An 18,660-nucleotide genomic window follows, 5' to 3' on the forward strand; every position below is an offset into this window, starting at 1 on the left:
TTTGATAATTAAATTATATCAAAGTAGGAGAGTGTCTTTTAGTAGGTAATGTCATAAAGTAATATGACAAATGTCATAAAAAATAGACTTAAAAACTTGTTTTATTTAGAAACAAAGATTTTAAGTCATCCTGAATAGTTATTTCATATCTTTTATTTCAATAATAGTTGAATCAGTGTTATCGAGAATAGCTTTAACTACTGACTCTGCTACTTTTTCAACAGGAAGAGGATAAACTTTTTTGAAAAATGTTATACCTAATTTTGAGAAGAATTTAATCGGAAGTACATTGAAATAAGAGGTAAGTCTACCTTTACCGTATATAAGTCCTGGGCGTACTATTAGATAATTTAGTTTTGAATCTTTTACTAATCTTTCTCCAGCAACCTTGCTTTCAAAATATTGTTTGAAGCCACCGTTTGCAGAAAAGTAGATGAGTTTATTGATGTTGTGTTTTTGACATAATTTAATTGTCTGTGCCACACTTTTTGTATTTAGTTTTGAATATAGATATTTATTTTTAATTGTTCCGATTAAATGAATGCTGATATCGTAGCTTTCTTTAATCATTGTATTGTTAAGGTCAAAAATATCTCCACGTATCCAAGTGGCATCTTCTTCAGTGATTAAGTGATTTTGTGTTTTAGATAAGTAGCTAACTTTTACTTTGTGTTTCTTAAATTCTTTAATTAATGCCTGACCTACAAAGCCATTGCCACCGATTAGTAATATATTCATAAGTACCTCATATTTAATTATTATTTGTTTTAAATAGTAACATAACTTGATTCTCAAGTAAATTTATTTAAACTAATGAATAAAAGATGATATAATAGTATCAATTTAAAAAGGAGTGTGATTGAATGAAAGTAGGTTTAGTATTAGAAGGTGGAGCAATGAGAGGACTATTTACAGCTGGTGTCCTTGATGTGTTCTTGGAAAATAATATAGAGGTTACAGATATCGTAGGTGTTTCGGCAGGAACACTGTTTGGAGTGAATTATGTTTCTAAGCAACCTAAAAGAGCACTTCGTTACAATGTTAATTATATAAATGATAAAAGATATATGAGTTTAAAAAGTTGGATAAAAACAGGGAACTTGATTAATAAGGATTTTACATATTACAGACTTCCTTTTCAATTAGATGTATTTGACAATAAAACGTTCAAAGAGTCTAAGACTAGTTTTTATGCGACAGTAACTAATATTGAAAATGGAGAAGCGGAATTTATAAAAATCCATGATCCATATCTGCAAATGGAGACGTTAAGAGCGACATCTGCATTACCATTCATTTCAGAAATAATAGAAGTAGATGGGAAAAAGTATCTTGATGGAGGAATAGCAAACAGCATACCGATAGATTTTTTTGAAAAACAAAATTACGACAAAATAATTGTTATACTAACAAGACCTATCACATATAGAAAGAAAAAATCAACAAGTATACAATTTAAAATGTTCTATAAAAAATATCCTCATCTAGTTGAAAAGTTAGAAAATAGATATAAAGATTATAATGAAACGGTTGAAAGGATACTTGAGTTAGAAAAGCAAGGGAAAGTATTTGTTATAAGACCTAGTGAAGATATTACTGTAAAAAGGCTTGAAAAAGATACAGAAAAACTTAATCATGTTTATAATTTAGGGGTAAAAGATGGAAGTACTATAATTCAAGATTTAAAACAATATTTAAATTATAGAGGAGAAAATTAAAATGAAAGAAGAAATTAAAATTAATCCAGAAGAATTTGAAAGAAAATCAAAAGAAGATTTAAAAAAAGAATTATCAGATCTTGAGTACGCTGTTACAATGGAAAGTGCCACAGAAACACCATATACAGGGCAATATTGGGATAGTTTTGAAGAAGGAATTTATGTGGATATAACAACAGGTGAACCACTGTTCTCATCAAAAGATAAGTTTAAATCTAGTTGTGGATGGCCTAGTTTTTCTAAACCAATAGAAAAAGAAGTTACTAGGTACTACAAAGATAATTCGCATTATGTGGAAAGAATAGAGGTTAGAAGTAGAGTGGGGAATGCACATTTAGGGCATGTTTTCCCTGATGGTCCTACTGAGTCGGGTGGGCTTAGATACTGTATTAATAGTGCGTCAATAAGATTTATTAAGAAAGAAGATTTAGAAAAAGAAGGGTATCCGGAATTGGTAAAAATATTCGAATAATTGATAAAAAAGAGAAGTAAATGATAGATGATATCGTTTACTTCTCTTATTTTGAAGAAAATAATACTGTTTTTTATAAAATTCCACTTCTAAAACATAAGTGACATAGCCACAGTATGATAACAGTTTTTTAAAACCTTGAAACAGACTTTAAAAATACAAACCTTAAAAGTTAACGTTTTCATAGTTTTTACAAAAGGATTTTCAACACAATTAATAGAGAATTGACTATTAATTTAAGGTCGAAATCTGACTATTTAAAAACTGTATTAGCACTTTTGTACACAAATTGTACACATTTTGAATGAGAAAAATATTGTCTTAATAATATGCTTGAGGTACACTAAGAGTGTAACAAATAGTTTAATTAATAAATTTATTTATCACAATAATAATAAAAAATTTTAAGGAGTGACATTAATATGACAACAGTTGCAGAAAAAAAAGCATTCGTTGGTGGTAAATGGCAAACAGAAGTAGACTTAGTAGATTTTATTAAATCTAACTATACAGAGTATAGAGGAGATGCATCTTTCCTTGCTGGGCCTACTGAAGCTACTACTAAATTAGTAGAAAAATTTAATGATTTAATGCGTCAAGAACGTTTAGCTGGTGGAACATTAGATATGGATACTAGTATTCCTTCAACTATCCTTTCTCACGGACCAGGATACATCGAAAAAGATTTAGAACAAGTTGTTGGTTTACAAACTGATAAACCACTTAAACGTGCTTTAATGACTTTCGGTGGAATTAACATGGCTGTTAACAGCTGTAAAGCATACGGATATGAAGTAGATGAAGAAGTTATCAAAATTTTCACTGACTACCGTAAAACACACAACCAAGGTGTATTCGATGCTTATACACCAGAAATGCGTTTAGTAAGAAAATCTGGTGTTATTACAGGACTTCCAGATGCTTACGGACGTGGACGTATTATCGGGGACTACCGTCGTGTAGCTTTATACGGTGTTGACCGACTTATCGCTTGGAAAAAAGAAGATTTAGCTAAAATCGGAGCAGACGGTGTTATGACTGAACACGTTATCCGTGACCGTGAAGAAGTTAACGAACAAATTCGTGCTTTAGGTGAATTAAAAGAATTAGCTAAAATCTACGGATTCGATATTTCTGAACCAGCTACAACAGCAAAAGAAGCTGTTCAATGGTTATACTTCGGTTACTTAGCAGCTATCAAACAACAAAACGGAGCTGCAATGTCAATCGGTAACATCGCTACTTTCTTAGATATTTATATTGAAAGAGATTTACAAGATGGAACAATTAACGAGTCTCAAGCTCAAGAATTAATTGACCACTTAGTATTAAAATTACGTTGCGTTAAATTCGCTCGTACTCCAGACTACAACCAATTATTCTCAGGAGACCCAATCTGGGCTACATTAATCGTTGGTGAAATGTTAGATGCTGAAAGATCATTAGTAACTAAAACTGACTTCCGTTTCATCCACACATTAGATAACATGGGTAACTCTCCAGAGCCAAACTTAACTATCCTTTGGTCAACTAAATTACCTACAGGATTCAAAGAGTACTGTTCTGAATCTTCAATCAACCACAGTGCTATCCAATATGAAAGTGATGAATTATTAGCAGATTACCTAGGAACTTGTGATAAATCTATCGCATGTTGTGTAAGTGGTATGACTACTGGTAAAGATATGCAATTCTTCGGAGCTCGTGCTAACTTAGCAAAAGCTTTATTATACACAATCAATGGTGGACGTGATGAAAAATTAGGTATCCAAGTTGGACCTAAAACTGAACCTCTACGTGGTGTATTAAACTACGATGAAGTTTGGGCTAAATTCGATGTATTCATGGAATGGTTATGTAAACTATACATCAATACATTAAACGTAATCCACTATATGCACGATAAATACTCTTACGAAAGCTTAGAAATGGCATTACACGATACTAAAGTTAGAAGATTCATGGCAACAGGTATTGCTGGATTCTCAGTAGCAGTAGACAGTTTATCAGCTATTAAATATGCTAAAGTTACTCCAATCGAAGATGAAACTGGATTAGCAGTTGATTACAAAATTGAAGGTGAATTCCCAACATTTGGTAACAACGACGATCGTGCAGACGAAATCGCAGTTGAATTACTTAAAGTGTTCATGACTAAACTTAGAAAACACCCAACTTACCGTGCAGATGAAACTACAACTTCTATCTTAACTATTACTTCAAACGTAGTATACGGTAAGAAAACTGGTAACACTCCAGATGGACGTCGTGCAGGAGAACCATTCTCTCCAGGTGCTAACCCAATGAACGGACGTGACCAAAGTGGAGCATTAGCTTGCTTAAGTTCAGTTGCTAAATTACCATACGAATACAGCCGTGATGGAATCAGTTTAACTGCTGCATTCACACCAAGCTCATTAGGTAAAACTAAACAAGATCAAATCAAAAACTTAACAGCAATGATGGACGGATACTTCAGAAAAGGTGGTTACCACTTAAATACTAACGTATTCAATAAAGAAACATTACTTAAAGTTATTGAATCTCCAGAAGATTATCCAAACTTCACAATTCGTGTATCAGGATACGCTGTACGTCTAATCAGTTTAACTCCAGAACAACAACGTGACGTATTAAGCCGTACAATGCACCAATTCATGTAATTAAGTAAATAATTAGAAAGAAGGTGGAGGCTATAAGCCTCCACTTTTTTAGATTAATAAAATAAAAACATAAATGTAAAAGTGTTTACACAGTAGCGATGAATACGATATAATTAAACTATAGAATGGCAAAAGGAGGAAATCGCATATAATGGAAAAAGTAGGAATGAATTCTGTAAAAGAGAAAAAAGAATTAACAGCTAATGTTCACTCAGTAGAATCTTTCGGAAATGTTGATGGCCCTGGGATAAGATATGTAGTATTCTTTCAAGGGTGTATGTTAAGATGTAAATACTGCCATAATCCAGATACTTGGAAGATGCATAATCCTGATGCTAAAGTTATGACAGTGGATCAATTAACAAAAGAGATAGTAAAATATCGTGATTTCTTTGAAGCTAGTGAAGGTGGAGGAGTTACAGTTAGTGGTGGAGAATCACTTCTGCAAATTGATTTTATCTTAGAGCTTTTTAGAAAACTAAAAGAATTGGATATTAATACATGCGTTGATACATGTGGAGGATTCTATGTTAATGCACCTAGCATGAATAAAAAAGTTTTGGAATTAATTTCACTAACAGATTTATTCTTAGTGGATATTAAACATATTGATGATGAGCATCATATGCGTTTGACAAAACGAACTAATAAAAATATAATTCAGTTTACTAATTTCTTAAGTGAACATGGGGCGAAAATGTGGATAAGACATGTACTTGTTCCAAAGTGGACAGATGATGATTATTATCTACAAAAACTTCGTGAATATATAGATACATTACACGGAGTTGAACGTGTAGAAGTATTACCATATCATGACATGGCAAAATTCAAGTATAAAGAATTAGGAATTGATTATGAATTAAATGATATTAATCCACCAACAAAAGATCGTATAAAAAATGCTATCGATATTCTAGGTGCGCGTGATGATATAAGCTAATAAAAAATAAGTGAGTAATTCAAAAGTTGTAATTTCATTGAAATCAATTTTTGAATTGCTCACTTTTATTAATTAGTGTGAAGCAGTTCCCTCTAACATAGATTTAATGTATGCTTCAACATCGCTATTGCTTGATTTTACATTATATTCTTCAAATAATTTTTTAAGAGCTTTACTTACAATTGTAGAGTCTTTTTTAACAGCCTCTTCTGCAGCTTTTTCTGCTAAAATAGGTTTCATTTCATCAAATGAAGAATCTTTTTCATCAATAACTTTGATAATATGATATCCAAATGAAGTTTTAACTACGTCAGAAACTTTATCTTTAGATAATGCATATGCTGCATCTTTGAATTCTTTTACAAATGAATTATCTTCTTTAGATGACCAACCTAAGTCTCCACCGTTAGAAGCATTTGCAGTATCATTAGAGTTTTCTTTTGCTAGAGTAGCAAAGTCTCCACCATCCTTAAGTTTTTTAAGAACGTCCTCAGCTTTCTTCTTAGCTTCTTCATCGCTTAATCCATTTGGATTTGATTCGCTTTTAACGCTAACTAAAATGTGTGCTAGGTGATATTGGTGTTTATTTTTTTCATAGCTTTCTTTTAGTTTATCATCATTTGTTCCAGCGTAATCATTGATTAATAATGTCTGAGCTGATTTTACTTTTAATCCATCTTTATATTTATCAAGTGTAAATCCTTGTTGTTTTAAAAGTTGTTCAAATTTATCTTTTCCACCATATTGTTCTTGTGCTTTTTGTAGTTGTTCATCTATAGCTTTTTGATCAATTTTATTTTTATATTTATCTAAAAGTACTTTTTGAATCATCATACTTGTAGCAGTTTTTGAAAGTTGGCTAGCTCCAATGCTTTCAACTATGTCTTTTTCAGTTACATCTCCTGCTTTACTAGAAATATATTTAGTTCCTCCAGCAGAGCATCCTGCTAAACCTATAACAGAAATACTTAGTGCTATAGGTAAAATAGCTTTTTTAAACTTTTTCATTAAATTTTGTCCTCCTATATGTACATATGTATTAATATACCATATTTTTCAATATAAAACAACTATAGAATCGGTGAAATCAACCTTGCAAAGGCTTCTTTAATTTTAATTAATAAGCTTCTTTGTTGATACCTTGAAAAAGAAATTAAGGTAGATTTTTCTATGTCATTTAAGAAATAATTTCTAAATTCTTTTGTTGTTTTATGATCATACATAAATGCATTAAGTTCGAAGTTTAGCTTAAAACTTCTATAGTCAAAGTTTGCACTACCTAAGCTTGCAACCTCATCATCAATTATAATCATTTTAGTATGAATAAATCCATTTTCATAGATATAAGTTTTAGCACCTAACTCGGCGAGTTCTCCTATAAATGAATAGGTAGCCCAATAAACGAAAATATGATCAGGTTTATTTGGAACCATTATTCTAACATCAATACCAGATAATATCGCCATTTTAAGAGCATCCATTACACTTTCATCGGGGATGAAATAGGGTGATTGGATATAAATATATTTTTTTGCTCTTGAGATCATATATAGGTAGCCATATTTAATTTTTTGTATTTTATTGTCTGGTCCACTAGAAACCAATTGAATTGGCAAATAATTATCCACATGGGTAGCAACGTGGTCTGAAGTTAATTTTAGCTGATCTGATTTCTTAGTAGTTTGAGAATTCCAGTCATCAATGAACCGGTATTCTAAAGAACCTACCGCTTCACCTTCTATTCGGAGGTGAGTATCTCTCCAATATCCAAATTTCTTATCTAAACCTAAGTATTCATCACCAACGTTGAATCCCCCTGTATATCCGATATTACCATCAATTATAACGATTTTTCTATGGTTTCTATAGTTCATACGAAAATTGATAAGGGGTAATTGTGATTTAAAGAATTTTTTAATCTTTGCATTATTTTTTGTAAGTTTTCTTAACGAAGAGATGCTGAGTTTTCTTGAACCGATATCATCATAAAGTATATATACATCGATACCCTCTAATAGCTTTTGCTCTAAAAGATCAAAAAGTTGCTTACCAATTCCATCTTTCCTTAGAATATAGTATTGGATGTGAATATAATTCTTCGCGTTTTTTATATCTTCAAAAAGTAATCTAAATTTTTCTTTTCCATCTGTAATAATCTGAACACGGTTATTTTTTGATAAAAATGACTTATCAGTCTCAAAGTTTAATTCTATTAGATTTCTGTGTTTGTATATTACTTCTTCATTTTTGGTTATTGCATAAGGTACAGTTCTTTTTAATAAATTTTGTTGATATACAATTTTCTCCTCATCTGAACAAGGGAAGATTTTTTCTCTGTAGATTGGTCTTCCGAATATTAGATATAGAACAAATCCCAGATATGGTATTAGAAATAGCACTAATATCCATGCCCAAGAAGATGTTGTTGTTTGATATTCTATAAACACAATAGAGAATGCTAATAATGTATTGATTATTAGAAATATAGTCAGTACAATATCAAAATTTATATCATTAAAAATAGAAGTTATATAGTAAAAAATACTAGAAATATTAATACTTAATAATTGTAAATTTATATAATTCATAATATATCACTCCTAACTTAATAGTACCTTAAAACTTTCAAAAAGTCTATTGATAAAGCTTATAGGTAAGTAATTTAATTTTATACTATTAAATTTAAAATAACACTAAAATAGAAAAAACGAACAATGTTGAATATAAAGTAATATTTGTTATTTAAAATAATTTATAATATTTTAGTGTTATGAGTTGAATTTTTATAAATTTATATTATAATGGAATAGAGAACAAAAAAGGAGAATGTTATGCCTAATAATATTTTAGAAGAATTAAAAACGAAATTTGAAGATTTTGCAAGTGAGTTAGAAAATATTGAACCTGAAAAAGTTGATTTAACTCAAATTGATAGATTAATTGCATTAGTAGAAGAATTAGATAACGAAATTAAAACTATAAAATAATAGTAGAAATGGATAAGCTGAAGTGGGAGTGTTTTGCTTTTACTCAGCTTATCTTCATGAATGAGGATATGATGAAAAAGAAAAATGGTATAAAAAAATTAAATGTCTTACTTACAATTAAAAAAATTGGTATTAATGGTGAGGGGATAGGATATTATAAAAAGAAAATTACTTTTGTAAAAGGTGCTTTACCTGATGAAGTTATTGTTTGTGAAATAGTAGAAGAGACACCAAAATATATTATTGGAAAACTTGTTAAAGTAAAAGAACCAAGCCCACATAGAGTAGAAATTAAACGCGAGTATGCAGAAAGTGGTGCCTATGGCTTAGCTCACGTTAGTTATGAAAAGCAACTTGAGTATAAACGTATAATTTTATTAGATGCTTTTGATAAATATTATAGACTACCAAAACCTGATAAGTTAGTATTAAAAACATTAGCGAGTCCTGTAACAGAAGGGTATCGTAATAAAAATCAATTTCCACTAGCTGTTAGAAATGGGCGAGTTATTGCAGGGTTATATAAAGAAGGTTCTAACGATTTAGTTGAAATTAATGAAGATTTAGCATTACATGAGAATGGTAATAAAATAACAAACTTAGCTAAGAAGTTACTAGGAAAATATAAAGTAGAGATTTCTACAAATAAAAAGAATTATGGTGTGAAATATATTGCGACAAGAACTTCATTCTATAATGGAGATGTTCAAGTAACATTCGTAGCTAATACTGATAAGATTAAGAATATGGATAAGGTCGTTAATGAACTTAAGCGTGAAAGAATCGTTAAAAGTATAATATTAAATATCACTAATGATAAAGATCACCTGGTAATGGGAACAGAAAGTGTTACTTTATATGGTTCAGATTATATCGTTGAAAAAATTGGAGATATTAAGTACGAACTTTCAGCTAAATCATTCTTCCAATTAAATCCACCAGCAACTAAAAAACTTTATGATAAAGTAGTTGAGTTTGCTGCGCTGAAAGAAACAGATGTCGTTTTAGATGCATTCTGTGGAGTTGGAACAATTGGACAGTATGTCAGCCGTAATTGTAAAGAAGTATACGGTGTTGATATTATTCCAGCTGCAATTGAAGACGCTAATGATAATGTTAAATTAAATAACTTAAAAAACTGTACTTATGTTGCAGGAGATGCTAATAAAATAGTACCACGTTGGAAGAAAAAAGGAATCAACTTCGATGTAGCAATAGTAGACCCACCTCGCGTAGGTCTTGGACCACTAGCTAAAAACTTATTAGCGGTTGATGCTAAGAAGATTGTCTATGTGAGCTGTAATCCATCTACATTAGCACGTGATTTAAAAGTTCTAACAAGAAAATATAAAATTAGACGTATTCAACCAGTAGACATGTTCCCAGGAACAGCGGCAGTTGAAGCGGTAGTTGAATTAGTTAGAAAATAGTGAGAAAAATAGGAGATTATGAAATTAGAAGAGTTTAAAGCAAATATTGAGATAATAAATAATAAACTAGAAAGTAGAGAAAATTTTTCAGAGGAATTTGATAATTTAAACTTGCTAAATTTTGAAGTAACTAAAAGTGTACATTTGTAAATGATGTGAGAGAAAAAAAGCTAAAAATAAATACCTGATATGATAGAGTTACAGAGAAACTAGCTTCTCTGTAACTCTTGCCTTTTCTCAACAGGAGTTAGCCACCCTAAAGTCTGAATAGGAAGTCGATTAGAACGATATAGATATTTCTTCATTTAGTTAATAAGGTCATCATAAGAATAAAAAGATAAGTATTTATAAAAGCGCTCATTATCATTTCTATGACTTCTTTCAACTTTACCATTATGGCATGGAGTTCTAGGATGTCTATTATATCATTTGTTAAATTTTAGTTTTGCATATAGTTCAATTATAGAAATATTAGGATTTCATTTAATTAGATTTAATTCTTCTGAGGTATGAGCATTTGGATGTTGAGAATGTGGTTTGTGAGACTTATCCATAAGTGATTCTTTAGTTCCATCATATTTTTTATTCTAACGCATTAAAGATGCTTTAGAAACTTTGTAACGTCTACAAATAAAGTTAATAGAGTTTTTATTTCTATATGTTTTTACCGCAGCTAATCTTGTTTCTAAAGTATGAGGTATATATCGTTGTGTTTTTTGTAAGTCTTCTGTTATAATAGTTTTCATAAGAGTAAATTCCTTTTTTGATTTGTCGTAATTTCATTATACAGGATTTACTCTTCTTTTTTTATATTTTGTCTCACATCAATTGTAACACTACAATAAAACTCAAGAGAAATGAGAAAATGCAATTGACAAAATGTCAGTTATGTGATATTCTTTAAATAGGAGGTATAAAATGCGAGATGTGAAAGAACCGGAAATACGACGTGCTGAAATTATGGATGCTGCAATGCTACTATTTATAGAGCAAGGGTATACTAATACAACAACTCAGGATATTGTTGACAAAGTAAATATATCAAGAGGCTTGCTGTACTATCACTTTAAGAATAAAGAAGATATCTTATATTGTCTTGTGGAACAATATTCAGATAAATTATTGAAAGATATTCATGTTATTGTCTATGATGAAGATAAAACTGCCATTGAAAAAATTAGAGCTTTTATAGATGCCACAATTATATCTTCGGAAAATATTTCAGCAGAGGGAACAGCGTTACAAAAAACAGTTGATCTTGAAGAAAATCGATATATGATAGATAAGTTATCCCATAAGATTATTGAAAAACTGACAATATATTTTGAAAGGATAATAAACCAAGGAATATCAGAAAAAACACTTTTTGTAAAATATCCGTCTGAGACAGCGGAATTTCTTATGACAGCTTATGTTTTTGTTTCAAATAATATAAGTATAATATATTCAAAAAAAGAGTCTGTCAATGAGTATTTAAACGCATTTAAGATAATGCTTGAACAAAGCTTAAATGCAAAAAAACTCTTTAGCAATTGAAAAAGAATAGAATGTTTGTAAAAATAATAATGTTCCGATAGCTAATGCTAAAAAAGCTATCGGTATTATTTCAAAGAATAACTGACAAATTGTCAATGGAGGTAAAAGCATGTTAGAGATAAATAATTTTAGTAAATTTTATGGAGACAAAAAAGTTGTTGATAACCTATCCATTTCAGTACAGTCTGGAGATATTTATGGATTCATTGGTGCAAATGGAGCCGGAAAAACTACAACAATAAAAGCAGTAGTTGGGATTCATGATTTTGAGAATGGAAGTATAACGATTGATGGGCATTCCATTAAAGAGGAGCCTGTTATTTGTAAAAAAATGATGGCATACATTCCGGATAATCCAGACTTATATGAACATATGACGGGATTTCAGTACATCAATTTTATTGCAGATTTATTTGAAATTTCTACTGAAATACGCAGAGAAAGAATTCAAAAATATAGTGATTTATTTGAAATGACTAAGCATCTTTCGGGGATGATATCTTCATATTCACATGGTATGAAGCAACGAACAGCGATTATTTCTGCACTGGTTCATTCTCCAAAGTTACTAATTTTAGATGAACCTTTTGTAGGACTTGATCCAAAAGCAGCTTTTCTACTAAAGAAAGTAATGCACGAATGCGTGTCAGATGGAGGAGCTATTTTCTTTTCAACACATGTTTTGGATGTTGCAGAAAAATTATGTAATAAAATTGCAATTATAAAAAATGGAAAGTTAATTGCAAGCGGAAATACAGAAGAAGTCAAAGGTGATAAAACTTTGGAAACTTTTTTCATGGAGGTACAAGATAATGAGCAAAATTTGGATACTAATTAGAGCCCAATTGATAAATTTTTTTCCAATCAACGAAATTAGAGAGCCGAGAAATAAAAAGCAAAGCTCTGTTGTTATTGCAAGTTTTGGAATAATAACTCTTGCTATATTTTTCTGTGTCTATAATATTATGACAGCCAAAACACTGGTACAAGTTGGACAGCAGGAATTGATACCGGCTTATATGGTTGCGGTATCAAGTTTTTCAATATTATTTTTGACAATATTTTATTCTAATGGAATTTTATTTGGTAGTCGTGATATAGAAACGCTTTTATCGCTACCTTTAAAAAGCTCAGACATTATAAGTAGCAAGTTTATGTTTATGTATTTATTGAACTTTTTAATAGGATTCATATTTATGCTTCCGGGGGGCATTGTTTGGGTATTAAACGGAAGCTTAAATGTATTACAGATTATATTGTATTTTATCTCCATGATTTTTGTTCCATTGATACCTATGTGCATAGCAGCATGTATGGGAATGATTGTTGTTGCTGTTTCATCTTATTTTAAGAGGAAAAATGTTATTGCTCTAATCTTTTCATTTGCAATGATAGGCATAATTGGATATATTGCAGTGTCAGCTATGAAATCAGGTAATGAAGACAGCATTGAGATCATGCTTTCTAAGCAAATTACAGGACTGTACCCAATATCCGGGTTATTCGTGCAACACACAAATTTTCCAATGTATATTGGAATGGGATTATTTATTGCTTTTTCAACAGCAGTTTTTTATATATTTGTAAAAATTGTTGCGATGAAGTATGGATTGCTTAATACTCTTGCTAAAACAACATCAAGATATTCTGATAACAAAAAATCTTATAATAGAAAATCGATATTTCTTGCCTTGTATAAAAAAGAAATGGGACGCTTTTTAAGCTCGTACATGGCGGTCTTGAATGCAGGCCTCGGTGTAATACTTTTATGTGTTTTTAGTATATTTTTGCTTTTTAATTCTGTAGAACAAATAGGAGAGTCTTCAGGGATAGAAAATATAAATGAATATCTCTCAAATTTTGCTCCATTATTTATTGCATCTATGCTCTCGCTCAGTTGCCCGGCAGCTTCAGCGATATCTTTAGAAGGAAAAAACATTTGGATTTTGCAAAGCTCTCCTGTTAAGGTAAAAATGATCTTAAATTCCAAGATAGCTGTAAACCTTACACTTCATTTGATTGGGTATATGATTTCCATATTTGCATTTACGCTAAAACTTGATATGAACTTTATTCAAGTTATTAACCTAATAATTGTTCCTATATGCTATTCGATCTTTATAACAGTGATAGGAATTTCCCTAAATAAAAAGTATCCAAATTATGAATGGGAAAGCGAGATGATGGTTGTAAAGCAGAGCATGCCTGTTATTGTGTCTGGACTTATTGGGATAATTGCACTCATTACACCAATTCTTCTTAATTGGTTTTTAAATCTTTCGATAACACCAGTTTTGCAGATAATATCAGTTACTTTACTTGTTATTTCAAGCGAAGTTTATATAAAAGTTAGCAAGTTAAATTTTATTTAGTTCAAGGAGGAAAAATGGTATGAAAGATGGACTGTTAAAAGATGTCTTGGTGTTGATATTAATGATTGTTGTAATATTTATTATTTGCATATTTCTCCCAGAGAAAGTTCCTGTTCATTTCAATGCAAAAGGAGTTGCAGATTTATTTGCTAATAAATATTATCTTCTGTTTGCTACGGTTATTCCGTATTCTGCTTATTGGAAATTTATGCGAGGAAGGAAAAATAAAAAGGCTAAGTAAATATGTATCCATATTTACAAATAGTATCTGTGATAAGAGCAACTGTTTTAAGAGATAAGTATGTACCGGGGCAACAGATGCCTCCCATAAGGACTTTAGCAGAGAGGGAAGAATGTAATCCTGCAACCGTCCAAAAAGCATTAAAAGTTCTTGAGAAACAGGGGTTGATTGTTAGTCGTGGAAGTAAAGGATTTTTGGTTATTGAAAGTGAGAAGAAAATAATTGAGTTAAGAAATTAGAATTTTAACAGGCTAACAAAAATATTGTTTAAAAAACTATATGCCTTAGGATTTTTCGGATTCTGAGATTATCAAACTATTTGATAGAATAGAAACTTAAAAAATGAATAAAAATCAATTATGTGTGAAGAAGATAAAGATACTGACTATTTAGATTATTGATAAAATGGAGGAAACGAATATGGAAGAATCTAAACATCTAATGTTAGAAATACCAAAGAAACAAAATATTCCTCTTTTCTATAATCTCTATAGTAGGTTATTGTTTCAGATGCAAGCTGAAATACGCAAGCGTAGCTAAAGGAGTATTCTTATTCTTCCGTTTTAGAGGACTTCGTATGCCAAAGTGTAGAAGTCCTCCTTTTTTTGCCTGAAAAACAGTCGGCTAAAAGAAACGGAGGACTTCAAAATGAAAAAAGAATATTATCTATATGTAGATGGACAAAAAGTCAAAGTCAGTGAGGATATATACAAAGTCTACTGGCGGGAAAGAGAACATGAAAAGTATTTAGAGTGGAGGAGGTGTATTAGTGGATAATGATTGGAATGGATTGGCTGATTTGATAGCCAATCTGATTACAAAGTATGCTGGAGTTTTAGATTTAGATAACCTTCCAAATCCAACTCCAGTAAAAAATATAGAAGATAAAAATAAATTTGACATGGCAAAGACATGGATTGAGAAAAAGAAATAAAAGTGATATAATATACTTCATATATAAGTCAAAACCATAATTGGTAAAAATATAAAGATATAGAAAAAGGATATTGAGGTTAATGCTATGTCAAAAGAAAAAATAAAAGTATACCTCTATACAAGAGTATCTACATAAATACAGATAGACGGTTATTCTTTAGAGACACAAAAATCAAGAATGAAGGCTTTTGCTCTCTATAATGATTATGAGATTGTTGGTGAATACGAAGATGCAGGTAAGTCTGGAAAATCTATAGAAGGTAGAGTTCAGTTTACTCGTATGATGGAAGATATAAAATCCGGAAAGGCTGGAGTGTCTTTCGTTCTTGTATTTAAATTATCGAGATTTGCAAGAAATGCTGCTGATGTACTTTCGACTTTGCAAATAATGCAAGATTTTGGAGTAAATCTTATTTGCGTTGAAGATGGAATTGATTCATCTAAAGATGCAGGTAAATTGATGATTTCTGTTTTATCAGCAGTGGCTGAAATAGAAAGAGAAAACATTCGTGTCCAAACAATGGAAGGCCGTATTCAAAAGGCAAGAGAGGGTAAATGGAATGGTGGATTTGCTCCATAGTTCAAATTTATGAAGAGAAACAGGCGAGTGGGCAATGGCTAAAATCCATTACTTTTAAGCTACCTATTATTGATGAAAATCTAAATATAAGTTTGGACAATGATGAGTAAGTTGAAGCGGTAGTAGAATTTATTAGAAAATAAATTTTAGAGGAAAAATATGGATAGTTTTGAACAATTGAAACAAGAAATAATGGAAGACAGTGATAATAAAAAATACACGGATGAAGGAATAGAACCGTTATTTTCTACACCTAGTACAGCTAAAATATTAATAGTAGGTCAAGCTCCTGGTATTAAAGCTCAAGAGAGTAAAATCTTCTTCAATGATAAAAGTGGGGTTAAACTTCGTGAGTGGATGGGAATAGACGATGAAATATTTTATAAGTCTGGTTTAATAGGTGTAGTACCGATGGATTTCTATTATCCTGGGAAAGGTAAGAGTGGAGATTTACCACCACGAAAGAACTTTGCAACTAAATGGCATGCTAAAGTTTTGGAACTCATGCCTAATCTTGAACTTATTATTCTTGTAGGAAAATACGCACAAGATTATTACTTGGGAAATGATAAAAAAGAGAATTTAACAGCAACAGTGTTTAACTATGAACAGTATTTACCACGTTATTTTCCAATTGTTCACCCTTCACCATTAAATTTCCGTTGGCATAATAAAAATCCGTGGTTTATCGAAAAAGTAGTGCCGGAATTACAAAAAAGGGTGAAGGAAATATTACAGAAATAAATTTTTAAAAAATAAAGGCTGAGATAATTTGAAGACTCCATAGAAATTATGGTTTCGAATTACCTCAGTCTTTTTAATTTTCTATTATTTCAAACCTAGTCTGCTCACCGTAATATATAAGCAGTGAAGATAGTATTGTTTTTAACTGTTCTAAATTATCTGTTTTTAAATTAATTTCTGCCTTACCAGAGATTACATTAAAAGCATCACCACTTTTGACGGATATTATTTCTATATTTTTATATTTTGTAGTTTTTCTTACAAATTCACCAGCGATAACTGTTGTATCAATGGCTTCATGAGGTTCAGCACCGTGTCCACCTTTACCATAAATAGTAACTAAATATGTATTCATAGCTATTGTTCCTCCTTAAGATTTTTTATTACATTGGCAGAATCAAATGCTAGTGTTAAGAATATTGAAGCTGTTTGTTTCATTACTTCTTCTTCAAAATCGAAGTTTGGATGGTGGTGTGGATATTTAGCGAAGGTAGAATTCCCTGCACCGATTAAGAAAAATGCTCCGGGAACTTCTTCAACATAATATGCAAAATCTTCTCCAATCATAAGTGGTTCAATTTCCAACTGTTTAATATCCGGAAGAATCTTAGAAGTTGCTTTTTGAATTTCTATTGTTCCTTTTTTGTGATTTATAAGAGGTGGATAACCTCCGTAATAAATAAATTCTATATTAGTGCTAGGATATTCATTTTCTAGAGCTTTGCATAGATTTTGAAATTTAGTTAGCACCATTTTATGAAGTTCTTTGTTGAAGTGTCTGATTGTTCCAGTAATACTTGCTCCTTCAATAGAACTCTCTAATTTTCCTAAAGTGATGACAAGAGTCTCTCTCGGTTTAGAAAATCGTGAAACTATTTGTTGAGTCATACTAACAAATTCTGCAGCAATGATATTAGCATTTTCCTTAGTGTTGATTTTTACTTCAAATCTATCTGCAGCAGCACACAGTTCTTTATAGCAATAACCGATAGTTCCAAGTGGAAGTGGTGTCCAAAGATGAGCTCCAAATATTGCATCAACACCTTGTAAACAACCAGCATCTATCATAGGTTTTGCTCCACCTGGAGCTTGTTCTTCACCGTATTGGAAAACTGCAACAACATCGTGTGGGAGATCTTCTTGATGATCTATTAGAACTTTACACGTTGCAAGCAATGCTGTTGTGTGACCATCATGCCCACAAGCATGCATTACGTTGAGGATAGTAGATTTATATGGAGTATCTTTTGCATCGTTTATAGGGAGAGCATCAAAATCTGCTCGAAAAGCAATTGTTTTTGAAGAATCTTGTCCCTTAATTCTTGCAACTACACCATTTAAGCCGACATTTGTTTTAATATCAGTGATTCCAATCTTTTCTAAATATTCTTTAATGAATTTTGCTGTATTTTTCTCGTTAAATGAAACTTCAGGATGCATATGCATATAGCGACGAAGTTTAATCATTTCTGGATAAAATTTTTCAAGTTCATCTTGTATAATTTTTTCAATCATAAAAACCTCCAGATTACGTTTATAAATTATAAGTTTAATTATAGCATAAATATTATTATTAAATAGAGAATTGTTAAAGAAAATTTTTTTAATTCTATTTTTTGTTATACTATGTGTAAAAGGTTATAAACGTTACGAATAAAGAAGTACTGAAATTTGAATGAATTATAAATTACTAAAACTATTCAGGTGGAAAGTTATGATAAAAATTATTATAGCTACATTCTTATATAGTAGGCTTTATCTCGGCTGCGATTGCTAGTGCGAGATGGGGAAGAAAAGGATGAGGATGAGAAAATGTAGCATGAAGTCATTGATTAGTCATCAAGGAGAAATTTCACTGATGGGAGTAACTCAGAAGTACAAAGTAAAGAATATAAATAATCGCCTAAATCTTTAACAATCGCCTAAAACTATGGTATATTTAGGCGGAAAACAAAGGGTTTGATTCAAAATTTTTATGAGAATTCATAGACGCAGTGGTTTATTGATATGTAAATACAACTTTATAAAAGCTTTTTTA

Annotated in this window: 22 protein-coding genes and 2 pseudogenes; 17 read left to right on the forward strand and 7 right to left on the reverse strand. The window is 30.8% G+C overall.

Translation table 11 applies throughout. The features are described from left to right. Positions 1–138: 138 nt before the first annotated feature. Positions 139–738 carry an NAD(P)-dependent oxidoreductase gene (locus RWS90_RS00005; protein WP_314547819.1) on the reverse strand — a complete coding sequence of 200 codons (600 nt, stop codon included), beginning with the start codon at positions 736–738 and terminating at the stop codon, positions 139–141. 125 nt (positions 739–863) lie between these two features. Here RWS90_RS00005 and RWS90_RS00010 point away from each other — a divergent pair, with 125 nt between their 5' ends. The 4 genes from RWS90_RS00010 to pflA all read left to right on the forward strand — a co-directional run bounded on the left by RWS90_RS00010 (position 864) and on the right by pflA (position 5,796). Continuing rightward, positions 864–1,718, forward strand: a complete 855-nt coding sequence (locus RWS90_RS00010; RefSeq protein WP_314547822.1) for a patatin family protein — start codon at positions 864–866, stop codon at positions 1,716–1,718. Position 1,719: 1 nt separating this feature from the next. Further along, a complete protein-coding gene (msrB, locus tag RWS90_RS00015) occupies positions 1,720–2,190 on the forward strand; it encodes a peptide-methionine (R)-S-oxide reductase MsrB (RefSeq protein ID WP_314547824.1) in 471 nt (156 codons plus the stop codon). A 422-nt stretch (positions 2,191–2,612) separates the two neighbouring features. After that, a complete protein-coding gene (gene pflB, locus RWS90_RS00020; protein ID WP_314547826.1) occupies positions 2,613–4,853 on the forward strand; it encodes a formate C-acetyltransferase in 2,241 nt (746 codons plus the stop codon). Between the two features lie 151 nt (positions 4,854–5,004). Continuing rightward, positions 5,005–5,796, forward strand: a complete 792-nt coding sequence (pflA, locus tag RWS90_RS00025; protein ID WP_314547828.1) for a pyruvate formate-lyase-activating protein — start codon at positions 5,005–5,007, stop codon at positions 5,794–5,796. A gap of 72 nt (positions 5,797–5,868) precedes the next feature. Here pflA and RWS90_RS00030 read toward each other — a convergent pair whose 3' ends face one another. Further along, positions 5,869–6,804: a peptidylprolyl isomerase gene (locus RWS90_RS00030; RefSeq protein ID WP_314407026.1), complete on the reverse strand. Its 936-nt coding sequence runs from the start codon at positions 6,802–6,804 to the stop codon at positions 5,869–5,871. A 62-nt stretch (positions 6,805–6,866) separates the two neighbouring features. Next, entirely contained in the window at positions 6,867–8,384 is a 1,518-nt protein-coding gene (cls, locus tag RWS90_RS00035) for a cardiolipin synthase (protein ID WP_314547831.1), read from the reverse strand. Between the two features lie 243 nt (positions 8,385–8,627). Between cls and RWS90_RS00040 the strand changes: the two genes are divergently transcribed. The 3 genes from RWS90_RS00040 (at position 8,628) to RWS90_RS00050 (ending at position 10,363) form a co-directional block, all read left to right on the forward strand. Next, positions 8,628–8,783 carry an SE1561 family protein gene (locus RWS90_RS00040; protein WP_003144715.1) on the forward strand — a complete coding sequence of 52 codons (156 nt, stop codon included), beginning with the start codon at positions 8,628–8,630 and terminating at the stop codon, positions 8,781–8,783. A 71-nt stretch (positions 8,784–8,854) separates the two neighbouring features. Next, complete coding sequence (gene rlmD, locus RWS90_RS00045) at positions 8,855–10,213, forward strand: 23S rRNA (uracil(1939)-C(5))-methyltransferase RlmD (protein WP_314547833.1); 1,359 nt, start codon at positions 8,855–8,857, stop codon at positions 10,211–10,213. Positions 10,214–10,231: 18 nt separating this feature from the next. Next, complete coding sequence (locus RWS90_RS00050; RefSeq protein WP_314547835.1) at positions 10,232–10,363, forward strand: hypothetical protein; 132 nt, start codon at positions 10,232–10,234, stop codon at positions 10,361–10,363. A 164-nt stretch (positions 10,364–10,527) separates the two neighbouring features. On the opposite strand, the pseudogene RWS90_RS07820 reads toward RWS90_RS00050, so the two are convergent. After that, a pseudogene (locus RWS90_RS07820) lies at positions 10,528–10,620 on the reverse strand (IS481 family transposase); the annotation flags it as partial. A 180-nt stretch (positions 10,621–10,800) separates the two neighbouring features. Continuing rightward, the gene (locus RWS90_RS07825; protein ID WP_399541368.1) at positions 10,801–10,959 is read right to left on the reverse strand and encodes a hypothetical protein; all 159 of its coding nucleotides are present in this window, start codon (positions 10,957–10,959) and stop codon (positions 10,801–10,803) included. 172 nt (positions 10,960–11,131) lie between these two features. Between RWS90_RS07825 and RWS90_RS00060 the strand changes: the two genes are divergently transcribed. The 10 genes and pseudogenes from RWS90_RS00060 (at position 11,132) to RWS90_RS00105 (ending at position 16,622) form a co-directional block, all read left to right on the forward strand. Next, positions 11,132–11,749, forward strand: a complete 618-nt coding sequence (locus tag RWS90_RS00060; RefSeq protein WP_314547837.1) for a TetR/AcrR family transcriptional regulator — start codon at positions 11,132–11,134, stop codon at positions 11,747–11,749. Positions 11,750–11,858: 109 nt separating this feature from the next. Next, positions 11,859–12,587 carry an ABC transporter ATP-binding protein gene (locus RWS90_RS00065; RefSeq protein WP_314547839.1) on the forward strand — a complete coding sequence of 243 codons (729 nt, stop codon included), beginning with the start codon at positions 11,859–11,861 and terminating at the stop codon, positions 12,585–12,587. Further along, entirely contained in the window at positions 12,562–14,121 is a 1,560-nt protein-coding gene (locus RWS90_RS00070) for a hypothetical protein (protein ID WP_314547841.1), read from the forward strand. The genes RWS90_RS00065 and RWS90_RS00070 overlap by 26 nt, the downstream gene beginning before the upstream one ends. Positions 14,122–14,140: 19 nt before the next feature. After that, on the forward strand, positions 14,141–14,362 hold the full coding sequence (locus RWS90_RS00075) for a DUF1648 domain-containing protein (protein ID WP_314547843.1): 222 nt from the start codon (positions 14,141–14,143) through the stop codon (positions 14,360–14,362). A 2-nt stretch (positions 14,363–14,364) separates the two neighbouring features. After that, positions 14,365–14,601 carry a GntR family transcriptional regulator gene (locus RWS90_RS00080; protein ID WP_314547845.1) on the forward strand — a complete coding sequence of 79 codons (237 nt, stop codon included), beginning with the start codon at positions 14,365–14,367 and terminating at the stop codon, positions 14,599–14,601. A gap of 409 nt (positions 14,602–15,010) precedes the next feature. Further along, a pseudogene (locus tag RWS90_RS00085) lies at positions 15,011–15,115 on the forward strand (sigma-70 family RNA polymerase sigma factor); the annotation flags it as partial. 16 nt (positions 15,116–15,131) lie between these two features. After that, positions 15,132–15,296, forward strand: a complete 165-nt coding sequence (locus RWS90_RS00090; protein WP_314547846.1) for a hypothetical protein — start codon at positions 15,132–15,134, stop codon at positions 15,294–15,296. Between the two features lie 180 nt (positions 15,297–15,476). Beyond that, positions 15,477–15,878 carry a recombinase family protein gene (locus tag RWS90_RS00095; protein ID WP_314547848.1) on the forward strand — a complete coding sequence of 134 codons (402 nt, stop codon included), beginning with the start codon at positions 15,477–15,479 and terminating at the stop codon, positions 15,876–15,878. Next, positions 15,854–15,988 (forward strand): hypothetical protein, encoded by a 135-nt coding sequence (locus tag RWS90_RS00100; protein WP_314547851.1) that lies wholly within the window; start codon positions 15,854–15,856, stop codon positions 15,986–15,988. Before RWS90_RS00095 ends, RWS90_RS00100 begins: the two co-directional genes overlap by 25 nt. Before the next feature lie 49 nt (positions 15,989–16,037). Next, a complete protein-coding gene (locus tag RWS90_RS00105; protein WP_314547852.1) occupies positions 16,038–16,622 on the forward strand; it encodes a uracil-DNA glycosylase family protein in 585 nt (194 codons plus the stop codon). A gap of 73 nt (positions 16,623–16,695) precedes the next feature. Here RWS90_RS00105 and RWS90_RS00110 read toward each other — a convergent pair whose 3' ends face one another. After that, positions 16,696–16,977: a peptidase dimerization domain-containing protein gene (locus RWS90_RS00110; RefSeq protein ID WP_314547854.1), complete on the reverse strand. Its 282-nt coding sequence runs from the start codon at positions 16,975–16,977 to the stop codon at positions 16,696–16,698. A 2-nt stretch (positions 16,978–16,979) separates the two neighbouring features. Next, entirely contained in the window at positions 16,980–18,137 is a 1,158-nt protein-coding gene (locus RWS90_RS00115) for an amidohydrolase (RefSeq protein WP_314547855.1), read from the reverse strand. Between the last annotated feature and the right edge of the window lie 523 nt (positions 18,138–18,660).

This window comes from uncultured Gemella sp., assembly GCF_963529685.1.
Classification (GTDB): Bacteria; Bacillota; Bacilli; order Staphylococcales; family Gemellaceae; genus Gemella.